This window comes from Vibrio sp. 397, assembly GCF_033339395.1.
GTDB lineage: Bacteria > Pseudomonadota > Gammaproteobacteria > Enterobacterales > Vibrionaceae > Vibrio > Vibrio alginolyticus.
The window spans coordinates 447990-463093 of sequence record NZ_JAWOUN010000003.1 but is presented as its reverse complement, the minus strand read 5'-3'; the positions used below and the strand labels follow the sequence as shown (position 1 = coordinate 463093).

Here is a 15104-nt window from a genome sequence, read left to right as displayed (position 1 = left end):
TTGAAACACAAAAGCCCTCTCTCTACTCTCTTTCAAAAATTAACAATAACGCAACAAACAATAACGCTAAAACAAACGCACTGTGAGGGATGCCTATGAGAGCAACATCTGGGATATTGAAAGGACTCAATCCGACTGTGACAATCGCATCAAAGATCGTCGTTATCGGTTTTGTACTTTTCTGCGCCATTCTCGCCAACCAAGCGGGCCAATACTTCGAAACGATTTCCGGCATTTTGCTACAGAATATGAAGTGGTTTTACATCGGACTTGTTTCACTCGTTGTCGGTTTTCTTCTTTACCTTATGGTTAGTCGATATGGGCATATTCGTTTGAGTAAAGATGACGAAAAACCAGAGTTTAGTTATTTGTCTTGGGTATCCATGCTTTTTTCCGGAGGCATGGGGATAGGCTTAATTTTCTGGTCGGTCGCCGAACCGATGTGGCATTACGCTGACAACCCATTTACTCAAGGCCTGACCAATGAAGCCGCAACAACATCAATGAAACTGACATTCTTTCACTGGGGTCTACATCCTTGGTCTGTCTTTATCATTGTTGCACTCGCATTAGCTTACTTTTCCTACCGTAAAGATCTGCCTTTTACCCTACGCTCTATCTTGTACCCTTTGATTGGTGATCGTATTTATGGGCCTATCGGACACACGGTTGATATCCTAACAGTCGCGGTGACTGCTTTCGGTATCTCTCAAACCTTGGGGATGGGAGTTATCCAAATAAACTCTGGTTTGAATCAAGCCTTTGGTCTAGACATTAGTTTGGGGATTCAACTCTTTATTATCGTTTCCCTTTGTACTTGTGCGGTTGCGTCGGTGCTATCTGGTGTAGGAAAAGGTATTCGCCGTTTATCAGAATGGAACATGCTGCTTTCGCTCGCACTCGTGCTAGTCGTACTTTATATTGGTCCAACTCGCTATATCTTAAATACGCTACTCGAAAGTACGGGGCTTTATGCACAAAACATTGTCGGTATGAGCTTATGGAGCGATGCACAGAATGACTCTGGCTGGCAAAACTGGTGGACGGCTTATTACTGGCCTTGGTGGATGACTTGGGCACCTTTCGTTGGCATGTTTGTGGCTCGTATCTCTAAAGGACGCACAATACGTGAACTTATCGGTGGCGCATTAATCGTACCTACGCTAATCACGTTTTTATGGATTTCAGTATTTGGTGGTGCAGCGTTGAAGGTAGAGCAAGACGCTCGTTTTGCTCATCAAGAGCAAGTCACTGCGGCACAAGAAGCCAAACAAACACCACCTGCGGATTTTTCTGGCGGCCCGATTCTTGAAGCGACTAAAGCCGATACGACGCGCGCTTTGTTTACGCTATTCGACAATCTAGATACAGGTATGTTTGGTAAACTCCTTAGCGTGCTTGCGTGTCTATTGCTCGGTACTTATTTCATTACCTCCGCAGACTCGGGTACCTTGGTTCTATGTACCCTCGATGCCGCTGGGCACAGTGAGCCTCCTACCTCTATACGCGTATTGTGGGGGATCATGATCGCCGCCATTGCGGGAGTGCTTCTATACGCCGGAGGGTTAAAAGCAATGCAAACGGCCTCCATTATTGCCGGTTTCCCTATCGCGATTTTTATCGCGGTGATGAGCTTAACGCTGTTCCATAGTATTCGACGCGAACCTAAGCCATGGGCAATGCTTCCTGAGCATGTTCACCCAGAGCAAGAGAAACTTGATGGTCCTGTTGAACCGCTTGTTGAAAGCAAAACTGTGGCTTCCGAGCCTATCGCTTCAACATCCTCGCTGAAAGATGATTCCACACTCAATCAAGGACCAGCACTCACTTAGTGCGTCGTTTCATCAATCAATTAAAACAAAGCGGGAACTGGTACTCCCGCTTTTTAACATGACCAAACTCTGTTATTTTCTCTGCTTACTGATTTAGGCTAAACCTCGATCACCTACCTCATCTGGCAACTGTTGCAAAAGCCACTCTCTAAAACGCTTGACGCTTGCTGGGATTAAACCTCTATTTTTAGGTTCAAGCATAGAGAAATTGGAAGGTGTTGAAAGCACGTGTTCGACTGGCCTAACTAAAGCACCGCTTTGTAAATAGTCGTCCACTAATGACCCCCAGGCTAACGCGATTCCCTGACCATTAATTGCCGCTTGTAACAGCATTGGATAGTTATTGATGTTCATGCGATTACGAGGCGAAATATTTGGCAATCCTACACTCGCAAACCACTGCTCCCAATTCACCCAATCTCTTTGAGACTCTTCCAGATAGAGTAACGTTTTATTGAAGACTTCTTCTGGCTCACTAGGCTGGCCGATTTTCTCTAAATAAAGCGGGCTACACACAGGGAATACTTCTTCTGAAAATAGCGTTGTCACGTCCATTTCCGCAGGTGGAGTGCGACAATAAAACAAGGCGATATCGCAATCTAATCGGCGTAAGTCCAACACATTATCTGAGGCCAATATCCTTATATCGATGTCATCATGTTCATTTTGAAATTGAGCAACCTTAGGCAACAACCACAAGGCTGCCATTGCATTTGTCGTCGCAACCGTGAGCTTTTGTTCGCCCTGCCACTTCTTCACTTCACCCGTGATTTGAGCAATATCGAGCAAAGATTGGCTGACAGCTTGATAATATTGAAGACCTGTAGGCGTTAAATTAATGCTTCGATTGGCTCGCGTGAACATAGCCTTGCCTAAGTATTCTTCTAATTGTCTAATTTGGCGACTGATAGCACCTTGGGTCACGTTTAGCTCGTCAGCGGCTAATGTAAAACTCAAGTGCCGCGCCGACGCTTCAAACGCAACGAGGCTATTTAAAGGTGGGAGGGGTTTGATTTTCATGTATCTTCCAGTAAGGCAGTATTGTAATTATTTTTATTCCCGGCAATCTTATGTTGCACGTGGATAATGCCATTCTGGACAACACCCCAAAAACGACAATTTATAAATGATAAAAAATAGAGATGAATCATAAATTGTTGTGAGAGAGACTGCCGTATACAGTTTCGTGGCTACAACGAGCACAAAAAGAGGAGCAGTTACTCCTCTTTTGCCTAGCCTTTTGCTCACTTTCTTCGAGTTAGCCCATTTACCCTATTGCCAATTTAGTGCTCGCGTAACGCGCTTTTTTCTTTCTTGGACTGGCTAAGAAGTACGCCAAAGTAAGGGGGCCTAATCGTCCCATAAACATCATGAAGATGATCACTAACTCACCCGGTTCGGATAAACTGCCCGTTAAGCCTCGCGACAAACCAACCGTACCCAGTGCCGAGACTGCTTCGAACATAATGTCTAACATAGACGCTTTCTCTGTCAGTAACAGCGTGAATATGGCAAACCAAGTCACCCCCACCGAGATCAGAGTCAGCGCCAATGCCTTGCTGATGGTCTCTTTGGGAATCTCGCGTTGAAAGGCATAGGTTGCTTCATCGCGACGCAAATAGCTGTAAGTCGCCAAGACTAACACTATAAATGTCACAACTTTAATGCCACTTGCCGTACTCAATGATCCACCGCCGATAAACATCAACACCAGAATGATCGCCGTTGTGGCATCTTCCAACTGATCGATAGCTAAAGTGTTGAACCCTGCCGTTCTTGGCGTCACCGCTTGAAACCACGATGCCCACCATTTCCCTGCTTCGCTCAAAGGGCCAAGCGTGTTGGGGTTCTCATATTCAATCAGGTAAATCGCGATAAGTGCCACCACGTTAATGATCACCGTGCCTAAGATCATCATTCGACTGTAAACGGTGAGTCGCTGCCAACGGCGATTGCGTTTTAAGTCAATCCAAACCGAGAAGCCTAAACCACCAATAATGAACAAACTGGTAATGGTGAAGTTAACGATCGGGTCGTCCACGTAAGGCATTAAGCTATCGGCACTCAACGCAAAACCTGCATTGTTAAACGCACTGATGGTGTAGAAGAAACCATGGAACAAACTGGTTTTCCAGCCCAGCTCTTCACTCCAATAAACGCTCAAAATAGTGAAACCAATAAGTTCAACGAGCAGAGCGAACATCAATACAGATTTAGCGGTGGCAATGAGTGTCGATGAATCAGTCTGGTTGAACGCCTCTCTCGCGACTGCTCGCTCCAAAAAGCCAATTTTTCCGCCCAGAGCCAGCAAGGTCACGATAGCAAACGTCATCAAACCTAGGCCACCACATTGAATCAGGAAAGCAATAACCACTTGCCCAAAAGGCGTAAACGCCGTGCCCGTGTCTACCACAACTAATCCCGTCACCGTAATGGCCGATGTCGCAGTAAACAGGCTTTGAATCCAAGTGATGGGCTCTGTGGTGGCAATCGGCAGTTTGAGTAAGACCGTGCCGAGCATGATCAAGCACGCAAAGCTGAGGCTAAGTATTAATGGCGGTGCGCCCAACAATTTTTTGCCCGCTTTGGGTTTTCGCTCGATGGGGATAATAGAGGGATGCCACAAAACCATGTTACACCAACCTTGGAGCGACGTATTTCAGCTCAGCGCGACTACCACAAAGCAACAGCGTGTCGAACTCATTAAGCACAAACTCATCATTGATATTGGTGTAGACGGCTTCTTCGCGCTTCACCAAGATAGGCTGAATGTTGTAACTGCCTCGGCTGATCAACTTAGAAAGCGGCATATCGTGCAGATTGGATTTAACGTGGATTTCCACCACATACAAACCATGACCCATTTCCAAATAGTTGTTCACCATCGGATAGTTGAGTGCCTGCGCGACTCTTACGCCCATCTCCTCTTCCGGATGAATAATGCGTTGTACGCCAAGCTTAGACACGATGGTGTGGTGCGCTTTGGTGCTCGCTTTGACCCAAATGGATTTCACACCCAGATTTTTCAGCGCCAGCGTACACAACAAACTGGCTTGCATGTCTTCGCCAATCGCCACCAACACCACATCACTGTTCGCTAGCGCTAACTCTCTGAGTGCACCTTCGTCTGTTGCGTCACATATGACCGCTTGCGTTAACTCTTCGACGTATTTTTCGACGATTTTCGGGTCGCTATCCACCCCCGTTACGGTGTGTCCAAGATGAATAAGTTCTAAGCTGGCGGCAACGCCAAATCGCCCTAGACCAATTACTGTAAAGTGAGCCATATCAATACCTAACTGTGTTTTATGTATAGAACATGCTAATGCGTTAAGGGCTAGACTGATTTTCCGTCACGGAAAATAGGCAACACGAATCCTGTTCGAGTGCCGATAACCAGCACTAAACCTTGGCATTAACGTTGATTAAATTTGGAATTTAGTAGTGCTTGGACGTCTCAAGCACTAAACGATAACCCAGCCCCGGCTCGGTTTTTAATAGCCGCTGTTCGTCAGCACTATCGTTCAGTTTTTTGCGTAGTTGACTCACTAACACACGTAAGTAGTGAGTGTCTTCGACATGACTTTTTCCCCAAATCACCGCTAGCAAATGAGTTTGCTCAATGAGTTTTCCCGGCTTGAGAATCAACTGTTCAATGAAAGAAAACTCTTTCTTGGTGAGTGGAATTTCCCTCTGATCCAACCAAAATTGGTGAGTACTTTTGATGATTTTGACTCGGCCAGCCACCAGCTCATCAGCGACGGTTTGCTCATCCACCAAATCTCGAACCAGCACTTTGATGCGCGCGATGAGCTCTTTTACGCCAAAAGGCTTGCTCAAGTAATCATTCGCGCCCGCTTCTAAAAGGCGGATTTTTTCCTCTTCTTGATCGCGAGCTGTCAGCACTAGCACTGGCGTTTTATAGGTCTGACGAAGCGTAGTGAGAAACTCCGCCCCATCGCCGTCGGGCAAGCCTAAATCTAGCAGAATGACGTGCGGCGAATGCGCTTCGAAACACGCTTTGGCTTCTGAAATGGTACTCGCGCCAATGTAATCAAACCCTTCAGCAGACAGCGAAATTCGAATAAAGGTATGAATGCGAGGCTCATCGTCCACGACTAAAACTTTGTAACTCACGCCTGCTCTGCTCCTTGATTGAGTGGAAGTCGAATGCGGATCAGCGTCCCTTCTGATACTGGCATAGATTGAATATATCCTTGGTGTGCGGTGATGATGCCTTTGGCAACCGCGAGTCCCATTCCGGTGCCTGAATCGGCCGATTTGTTGTTCACACCGGAATAGAAAAGGCTGAATATTTTTTCCGCATCTTCAGCTTTGATGCCAATCCCCATGTCCCGAACATCAATCACGCACGACGAACCCTGCTTAGAAAGTGAAACCTCAACAGATTCATTCTCTGGTGAAAATCGCATGGCATTATCCAACACATTAAAAATCGCTTGTTCGATTAGCGAACGACTTACTGATAAATAACCAACGGAATCATCCATATTCATGGAAACTTTCTCGGTGTAATTCGGCAAACGAGAAACCGCATCCCGCACAATATCTGCAATCAGCTCATCTTTTTTGGTAATTTTTAATGTGCCATGCTGGAGCTTAGTCGCCTGTAAAAGGTTCTCGATATATTGGTGCAAACGGTGGCTTTCTGAAGTCGCACTGTCGAGCAATTCTTTGCGCTCTAAGTCATTGAGCTTGGGCATGTACTCGTTGAGTGTGGTCAGTGTTCCAATAATGGTTGCTAGCGGCGTGCGTAGATCATGGGACACCGATAGCAGGATGCTGTTTTGCAGCTTGGTTTGTTTTAACTCTCCCTGCTGCCGACGATAAAGATCCGCAAAGGTGCTGGTGATAAAAGCCACCACCATAAACACGACTAAATTAAAAATGTCTTCCGGACGAAACATCTGCAAAGAGTAACGAGGTGTCGTAAAAAAGAAGTTGAAGCTCAGCGCTTCGATCACCGCCGCCGCATAAGCGAATCGCGAGTTGCATTGAAACGCCACTACCACGACAGCTAACTGTAAAATCAGCAGGACTGCGGCTGTAGAGCCAAACAGTTGGTCTAACAACCATGAGACGACAACCGCGCCAACAATCACGGTAGTAGAAAAGAGAAAGGTGTTATCTCGCCATTGAACAAACATAAAATACATCAACCAAAATTCGATGTAGAAAACTTTAGCAAAAGCCCATTCGGAGTTCGCGTAAAAAAAGCGTAAAAAATTCAATAACGACAGTAAGTTATAAACATAATCATCATTAAGTTGGCCTAACTCAATGAATAATCACAAGTTAACGTTGCCCATTAACGCCTACTTACTCGGTATAAACGACAGACACAAAAAAGAGGAGCATTTGCTCCTCTTTCGTGTAGCGTCATATTAGATGACTTGTAGTTGAGCATCACCTTGCTCAGACAAAAAGCCGCCGGTTTGATGCTTCCACAGCTGAGCGTAAACACCACCCAATTGCAGCAGCTCGTAATGCGATCCTTGCTCAATGATTTTGCCGTCATCCATTACAATCAAACGATCCATCGCGGCAATCGTTGATAAACGGTGAGCAATCGCAATCACTGTTTTTCCTTCCATCAGAACTTCAAGGTTTTCTTGAATTGCCGATTCTACTTCTGAATCAAGTGCAGACGTTGCTTCATCCATGATCAAAATTGGCGCGTTTTTCAGCAGCACGCGAGCAATCGCCACACGTTGACGCTGACCACCAGACAGCTTCACACCGCGTTCACCCACTTCAACGTCATAGCCAACGTTACCTTGCTCGTCTCGTAGAGATTGAATGAAATCATGAGCATGTGCTTTCTCAGCAGCTGCGATAACGGCATCCATTGAAGCATCTGGATCACCGTAAAGAATGTTCTCTTTAATTGAACGATGCAGCAAAGAGGTGTCTTGCGTGATCATACCGATGTGTTGGCGAAGAGACTCTTGTTCAACTTGAGAAATGTCCTGTCCATCAATGCAAATCTTACCGCTATTTACGTCGTAAAAGCGCAGCAACAAGTTGACCAACGTGGATTTACCTGCCCCAGAGCGACCGACAATGCCGACTTTTTCGCCCGGTTTGATAGTCAGATTCAAGTTCTCAAATACTGCCTTCTCATCACTGTAGTTAAAACCTACGTGATCAAAGCAGATCTCACCTTGAGAGATTTGCAAAGGCTTAGCATTTGGTACGTCTTTCACTTCAACATCGTTTGAAATCGTATTAATACCGTCTACTACTGTACCGATGTTTTCAAACAGTGCGCTAACTTCCCACATGATCCACTTCGACATACCTTGTACGCGCAACGCAATACTGATGGCAATCGCAATAGCACCAATTGTTACAGCGTGATCTAGCCATAGATAAACCGAAATGGCACTAATAGACATCAGCAGCAAATAGTTGATGGCATCCACACTAAACAGTAAACAAGTCACCATGCGCATTTGGCGGTAAACCGTCACCAAAAATTGCTTCATGCTGCTTTCTGCGTATTCCAACTCTCTTTGCGAGTGCGCGAATAGCTTTACGGTAGATATGTTGGTGTAAGAATCGACAATGCGCCCAGTCATTACAGAACGAGCATCCGCTTGCTCCGTCGCTACTTGTTTCATTTTAGGGATAAAGTAGAACTGGATAACCGCGTACATTCCTATCCAAATCACAATAGGCAACATTAGCAAACCATCGGCTTCGCCCATCATCCAGAGCATCGAAAGAAAATAAACGCTGATATAAACCAGTACATCCACCAGCTTCATGACCGTTTCTCGTACCGCTAACGCACTTTGCATCACTTTGGTCGCAACTCGGCCTGCAAAGTCACGCTGGAAAAATCCAACCGCTTGTTTTAGCAAGTAACGGTGAATCAACCAACGGATAGACATCGGGTAGTTACCCAATAACGTTTGGTGCATCACCATTGAGTGGACAAAACCGAGAGCTGGCATCACAACCGCCACTAAGAACAGCATCATTAGCATGCGATCACCCTGGTCTTGCCAGAATGTTGCGCGATCTTGATTAGAGAGAATATCGACGAGCTCGCCCATATAACGCAACAGCGTCACCTCTGTGATGGCAATAAGCGCACTGAACACTGCCATAACGAGTAAAGGGGCTTCAAAGCCACGAGTGTAAAAACGACAAAAGCCAAATAGCGTCTTCGGTGGCTTTTCGGTTTCCATCTGGGGAAAGGGTTGGGTCAGTTTTTCAAACCAATTGAACATAACAATGACTTTAGGTACCGCGAATGAATTTGCGAACGTTTTACTATCTTTTGATACAAAAGTCAGTAAAATACCGAAACAAAAGCTCAAATGATAATAATTACAATTAAGTTTAGCGTTAATCATAATTATCGGGAATAGATTTATGCAAAAGAATAACTCACTGACCATCGCTATCCGCAACGCGTTGGTTTGTGCTTTAGCACCTACAGCAGTGGTTGCATTCACAGCACAAGCTCAAGAAGACGTCGTACAAGATGACGTGATTGCCATGGAGACCATAACGGTCACCGCGCAAGCACTTAAAGTAGAAACCCCGGCAGCAGAAACGCCGCGCAGCGTATCTATCATTTCTGAAGATGAACTTCGTGTTCGTGCACCGAAAAAGCTAGATGAAGCATTACGCTACACGTCTGGTGTAACCGCTCAGCCTTATGGCGCAGACAACGACACTGATTGGTTCAAAGTTCGTGGATTTGATGCAGCGACTTACCTAAACGGCAACCGCCTATTCCGCGATGGTTACTACACATGGTTGGTCGAACCTTACGGCCTAGAAAGTGTAGAAGTCGTTAAAGGTCCATCGGCTATTCTGTTTGGTGAATCGGCACCAGGCGGTATCGTGAATGCTGTTCAGAAAAAACCAACGTTTACGCCTCAAGGCGAAGTAAAAGTCGAAGTTGGCAACAACCAACACCAATCCGTAGGTTTTGACATTGCTGACGAAGCAAACGACGCAGGCACTGTGCGCTATCGTTTGGTTGGCTTGATGACAAGCCAAGATGGTGAACTGGACGGCACAAATAACGAGCGTTTCTACCTAGCGCCAAGTGTCGAGTTCGACATTTCTGACCGTACAATGCTGACCGTTTTGGCAACTTACCTTCATGATGACGGTGTACCAACTAACCCATTCTTCCCGGCAGCAGGTACTCTGATTGGTTCTAACTTTGGCAAAATCGATCCTTCGACTAACCTTGGTCAGCCAAACTACGATAAATACGAACGCACGCAGTTTTCTCTAGGTTACTTACTAGAGCACGACATCAATGACACGTGGTCACTCTCGCAAAACCTCAACTACGGTTCGAATGAGTTGTACTTGCGCAGCTCTTACGCGTTCTCAAACAACGATCCAGCGAAAGAAGAGTTAACGCAAGGCATCGTATTCCGTGACGGAAAAAACCAGAGCATCACGTTCGATAACAATGCTGTCGGTAACTGGATGACAGACAACGCAGAGCACACAGTGCTTATCGGTATGGATCTGCAATTCCACAAAACCGATGGCGACGAGCAGGACAACTACGCATTTGGCACCATCAATCCGTGGAACCCAGTTTACGGTAACTTCACCCCTCTTGATCCTGCCAACAACGTGAAACGTGAGATTGAGAAATCTCAAGCAAGTCTCTATTCACAATACCAATTGAAACTGCATGAACAGTGGATTGGTAACATCGGTGCTCGTTACGACTGGGTGAAAACAGAAAACTCTGGCAAAGGCGCTACCGTTGATCAAAGTGAATCTCGTGATGATGGTCAGCTCTCTCTAAGTGCGGGTGTGATGTACCTTGCAAACAATGGCCTGTCACCTTACGCAAACTACTCTCAGTCGTTTGAAGTGATCAGCACTATTGATGCGGCAACCAATGAACTTTACAAACCGCTGGAAGGCGAGCAAGTAGAAGTGGGTGTGAAGTATGAGCCAAGCTTTATGGATGGCTTTATCAACCTTGCATGGTTCGACATCACGCAAAAGAATGCATTGGTCACAAACCCATCAACATGGATTGCGACACAAACAGGTGAAGTGACATCTCAAGGTGTTGAGCTAGAAAGCACGGCGCAGCTAACCGACGATCTAAAACTGATGGCAAGCTACACCTACACTAAAGCGAAAACAGATGAGAGCTTTGGCCAAGGTAAAAAACAAGCCGCACTTATTCCTGAGCATCAAGCGTCTGCATGGGTAGACTACAGCGCCTACAGCCTGATTCCAGGCCTCAATATCGGTACTGGTGTGCGCTACGTAGGTGAGTCAAAAGATAACCCTAAGAGCTCGAACCTAACGGTTCCTTCTGTCACTCTTTGGGATGCGTCAGTCACTTACGACATCACTTCACAGTGGCAAGCACAGCTAAACGTGAACAACATCCTAGATAAAGAGTTTGTTTCAGGTTGCGATTACTGGTGTTACTACGGCCAGTCTCGCTCTGTTATGCTAAACGCAAACTACCGCTGGTAATTGTACTTCTACTCCCCTCTATTGAGGGGAGTTTTCTCCTAAGAGCCATCCATGTTTCAACTGTCTAATATTGAGATCGTGCGAGGTGGACGTCAGATCCTCGGCATCGAACAACTTAACATCCCAACAAATGAGCTAACGGTCGTTTTAGGCCATAACGGTTCAGGTAAGTCGACACTGGTGAACCTGCTTTCTGGTCAAATGCCACCAGATAAAGGCACGGTAACACTAAACGATACTTCCCTTTCATCACTTAAAACCAAAGAGTTGTCAAAACAGATCGCCTATTTGCCACAAAAGCTGCCCTCTTCAGCTGGTTTAACGGTCGAAGAGCTAGTGCGCTTAGGTCGCTTTCCGTGGCGTGGGGCACTTGGTCGTTGGAAAACCGAAGACAAACAGATCATCACGCAGGCTATGGAACGAACAGGGGTTACACCTTTTGCTCAAGCTTTGGCGGATGACTTATCGGGCGGTGAGCGCCAACGTGCTTGGGTGTCTATGCTACTGGCTCAACAATCGCCAATTTTAATTCTCGATGAGCCAACCTCGGCGCTCGATGTTCACCATCAGTTTCAACTAATGGCGCTGCTGGCAGAACTGAATCGAACCGAGAATGTAGGCATTATCGTGATCCTGCACGATCTGAACTTAGCACTGCGCTACGCCACCCACATTGTTGCGCTCAAAAAAGGCAAAATTGCCTTTGAAGGCAACGCCGACATGTTGTTAGACGAGGCACGCCTTTCTAAACTATATGAGTCACCAATTAAGCTGATTGAGCACCCAAGCCCGGCTAACACATTAGCGAGCCAAAAGGTGGCTGTTGTATGCGCATAATGGCTCGTTTACTTACTTTGGTTATGCAATCTGCCTTCCTATCGGCATTTTTTATGACCAACGCAAATGCAAAAATCACCATTACTGATGAATATGGTGAGCATAGTTTTGAGCAAGCGCCACAACGCGTTGTTGCCTTAAACTGGGACATCTTAGAACAAGTTTTGGCGCTAAACGTAGAGCCAATCGCAGCCCCAAATTTACCAGGCTACCGCCAATGGGTAGTCAATCCAACCGCACCAGAGTCAATTGAAGATATTGGGACCCGAGCAGAACCCAACTTAGAAAAAATAGCCAGTTTGAAACCAGATGTCATCCTTGCTGCGTCTCCACAGCAAGACTTGATTCCGTTACTCAAACAAATTGCTCCGGTAATCTATTTACCTAATTTTTCTGAAAATGAGGCCGCAGCTGAAACGGCCATTCGTCACTTTCGTACGCTCGGCAAGCTATTCAATAAAGAGGCACTTGCTGAACAGAAATTGGCAGAATTAGATGCTTCATTTGCGCAGATGCGCCAGCGAATTCGCCACTATTACTCTGCTCCACTCAGCGTTCTTGTGATGCGATTTTCAACCCCGAATACTGTATTACTTGCAACCGAAAACTCCACCACTGACTACGTGGTTAGAAAACTGGGATTACAGGCTCCAATTAAAGAGGACCCACGTGCGTGGGGAGTAAAGCAAGATCGAATCAATCGGCTTCAGAGCCTTCAAAACAGCTACGTTCTCTACGTACAGCCTTTCCCAGAAGAACGAAAACTGAAAGAGTCGCCACTTTGGCAAGCGATGCCGTTTGTGAAAAAGCAGCGGGTAAATTCAGTCAGAGCAGTGTGGGCGTATGGCGGTGCCATGTCTTTGCAATACACCGCTGAAGCGATTACCGACAGTCTAATAGAGTTGGCACCAGAACAATGAGAACGAAACATTATATTGGTTATCTGGCGCTGATTACGTTACTTAGCGTCTTTAGCCTACAAATTGATACTAATTTATCACTTTTCGAACAATGGCAATTATTAACAAAACCAGAGGTAGCAACCGAGTTTCGTGACGTATTCTTTACGCAAGCGCAGCTTCCTAGGTTAAGTATGACCCTGCTTGTTGGTGCCATGCTTGGTCTCACCGGCAGCTTAATGCAGCAATTAACGCAGAATAACCTCACCTCGCCGTTGACTCTTGGCACCTCTTCTGGTGCTTGGCTTGCATTAGTCGTGGTAAACATTTGGTTCGTCGATTGGGTCGCCGATTACTCTGCATTAGCCGCAATGGTTGGGGCTTTAGTGGCGTTTGGCCTGATCGTATCAATTGCCGGTGTGCGTAACATGACAGGTTTGCCGCTGGTCGTTTCGGGGATGGTGATCAATATCTTGCTCGGTTCTATCGCCACAGCCATTATTATTTTAAACGCCCAGTTCGCACAGAATATTTTTATGTGGGGAGCAGGAGACCTCTCTCAATACAGCTGGGATTGGTTTGAGTGGTTATTGCCTCGCTGCGCTATCGCAATCGTAATTTTGATCGTCGCACCACGTATTCTGACCTTAATGAAACTAGGACAAGAAGGCGCAGCAGCCCGAGGCTTAGCGGTATTACCCGCGTTTGGTGCGTTAATGGTGATGGGTATTTGGCTGGTATCTGCCTCAATCACCGCAGTTGGCATTATCAGCTTCATCGGATTACTGACACCCAATATTGCCAGAGCGATGGGGGCAAGAACACCGCGCGACGAATTGATCAGCAGCATGCTTTTGGGCGCAATGCTACTAATCATCACAGACTCTGCCGCTATCTCGCTGAGCTTATGGTTAGAGGAAACCATTCCTAGCGGCGTAGCGGCTGCAGCTATTGGCGCTCCCGCTTTAATTTGGTTTACTCGTAAAAAGCTGACGGCAACCGATCAACTTAACCTTTCAATGAGCCAAGGAAAAACGGCGCTTTCTAAACGCGCGGTATGCAGCATTGCGCTATTCAGTCTGGTTGGGATTCTAGCTTACTCATTCGTTACCCATGGTATAAACGGAATTCAATGGTCTGTGCCAGGTGAGTTCCAATGGCAATTGCGTTGGCCGAGAATGTTAACCGCACTCTCTGTCGGTATTGCGCTATCCGTTGCCGGAATCATTTTGCAACGCATTGTTTATAACCCTCTGGCAAGTCCCGATATTCTCGGTGTGTCTTCCGGAGCCACGTTTGCCATTATTACGACAGGAGTCATCGCTGGGTCGCTTCTCTCCGCATTTAGCTGGGGTATCGCTTTTTTCGGAAGTATGTCCGTATTGATGTTATTGCTGGTTATCGGTAAACGAAGCCATTTTAATCCATCTAACTTCGTGTTGTCCGGCATCGCACTAACGGCACTATTAGAAGCCCTCGTTCAATTTTCGCTAGCTCAAGGCTCAGGTGACAGTTACAAAATTTTATTGTGGCTAACTGGTTCTATTTATCGAGTCACAGCCGACACCGCACTGATGCTATGTTTGGCCATAATAGTTCTGCTTGCCGCTGTATTCTCGATTTCTCGTTGGCTAACACTAATTTCCATCGGGCGACAATTCTCAAATGCACGAGGGCTTAACCCTACCGTAGCCAATACGCTTATGCTCACCATCGTTGCTTTGTTATGCGCCTTTTCTACCGCTACAGTTGGTCCAATATCTTTTGTTGGCTTGGTCGCTCCCCATATGGCGATGATGTTAGGAGCAAGAAAAGTGAAAGAGCAACTGTGTGTCGGTGCCTTAATTGGCGCAACCCTAATGTTGTGGGCAGATTGGCTAGGACAAATCGCTATTTATCCAAGTCAGGTCGCAGCTGGCACGTTGGTCGCTATTATAGGCAGCACTTACTTCCTATTTTTAATGCTGAAGAGTAAATTCAGCTAAGTTGGGAATATTGTTACAGCCTAAAAATACGCTAAGAAAAACAA

11 protein-coding genes are annotated in these 15104 nt (G+C 46.2%); 5 read left to right on the top strand and 6 right to left on the bottom strand.

The genetic code is table 11. The features are described from left to right. Positions 1-95: 95 nt before the first annotated feature. On the top strand, positions 96-1832 hold the full coding sequence (locus R7P36_RS07515; protein WP_245398147.1) for a BCCT family transporter: 1737 nt from the start codon (positions 96-98) through the stop codon (positions 1830-1832). A gap of 93 nt (positions 1833-1925) precedes the next feature. Here R7P36_RS07515 and gcvA read toward each other — a convergent pair whose 3' ends face one another. The 6 genes from gcvA to R7P36_RS07485 form a co-directional block, all read right to left on the bottom strand. Further along, positions 1926-2852, bottom strand: coding sequence for a transcriptional regulator GcvA (gene gcvA / locus R7P36_RS07510; protein ID WP_213899118.1), 927 nt, complete (start codon positions 2850-2852; stop codon positions 1926-1928). Between the two features lie 247 nt (positions 2853-3099). Then, positions 3100-4464, bottom strand: a complete 1365-nt coding sequence (locus R7P36_RS07505; protein WP_213899117.1) for a TrkH family potassium uptake protein — start codon at positions 4462-4464, stop codon at positions 3100-3102. A gap of 1 nt (position 4465) precedes the next feature. Then, positions 4466-5119 (bottom strand): potassium channel family protein, encoded by a 654-nt coding sequence (locus R7P36_RS07500; protein ID WP_169628844.1) that lies wholly within the window; start codon positions 5117-5119, stop codon positions 4466-4468. A 151-nt stretch (positions 5120-5270) separates the two neighbouring features. Next, the gene (locus R7P36_RS07495; RefSeq protein WP_169628843.1) at positions 5271-5969 is read right to left on the bottom strand and encodes a response regulator transcription factor; all 699 of its coding nucleotides are present in this window, start codon (positions 5967-5969) and stop codon (positions 5271-5273) included. Then, positions 5966-7000, bottom strand: a complete 1035-nt coding sequence (locus tag R7P36_RS07490) for a DUF4118 domain-containing protein (protein ID WP_169628842.1) — start codon at positions 6998-7000, stop codon at positions 5966-5968. The genes R7P36_RS07495 and R7P36_RS07490 overlap by 4 nt, the downstream gene beginning before the upstream one ends. Positions 7001-7237: 237 nt before the next feature. Then, a complete protein-coding gene (locus R7P36_RS07485) occupies positions 7238-9091 on the bottom strand; it encodes an ABC transporter ATP-binding protein (protein ID WP_042521744.1) in 1854 nt (617 codons plus the stop codon). 145 nt (positions 9092-9236) lie between these two features. Here R7P36_RS07485 and R7P36_RS07480 point away from each other — a divergent pair, with 145 nt between their 5' ends. From R7P36_RS07480 to fhuB, 4 genes are read left to right on the top strand one after another with little or no spacing between them, the layout of a single operon-like run. Further along, positions 9237-11339, top strand: a complete 2103-nt coding sequence (locus R7P36_RS07480) for a TonB-dependent siderophore receptor (protein ID WP_132936302.1) — start codon at positions 9237-9239, stop codon at positions 11337-11339. A gap of 51 nt (positions 11340-11390) precedes the next feature. Continuing rightward, positions 11391-12176 (top strand): ABC transporter ATP-binding protein, encoded by a 786-nt coding sequence (locus R7P36_RS07475; protein ID WP_318122087.1) that lies wholly within the window; start codon positions 11391-11393, stop codon positions 12174-12176. Beyond that, positions 12167-13096, top strand: coding sequence for an iron-siderophore ABC transporter substrate-binding protein (locus R7P36_RS07470; protein ID WP_213899116.1), 930 nt, complete (start codon positions 12167-12169; stop codon positions 13094-13096). Before R7P36_RS07475 ends, R7P36_RS07470 begins: the two co-directional genes overlap by 10 nt. Next, positions 13093-15060 carry a Fe(3+)-hydroxamate ABC transporter permease FhuB gene (gene fhuB / locus R7P36_RS07465; protein WP_115386784.1) on the top strand — a complete coding sequence of 656 codons (1968 nt, stop codon included), beginning with the start codon at positions 13093-13095 and terminating at the stop codon, positions 15058-15060. The genes R7P36_RS07470 and fhuB overlap by 4 nt, the downstream gene beginning before the upstream one ends. Positions 15061-15104: the final 44 nt, after the last annotated feature.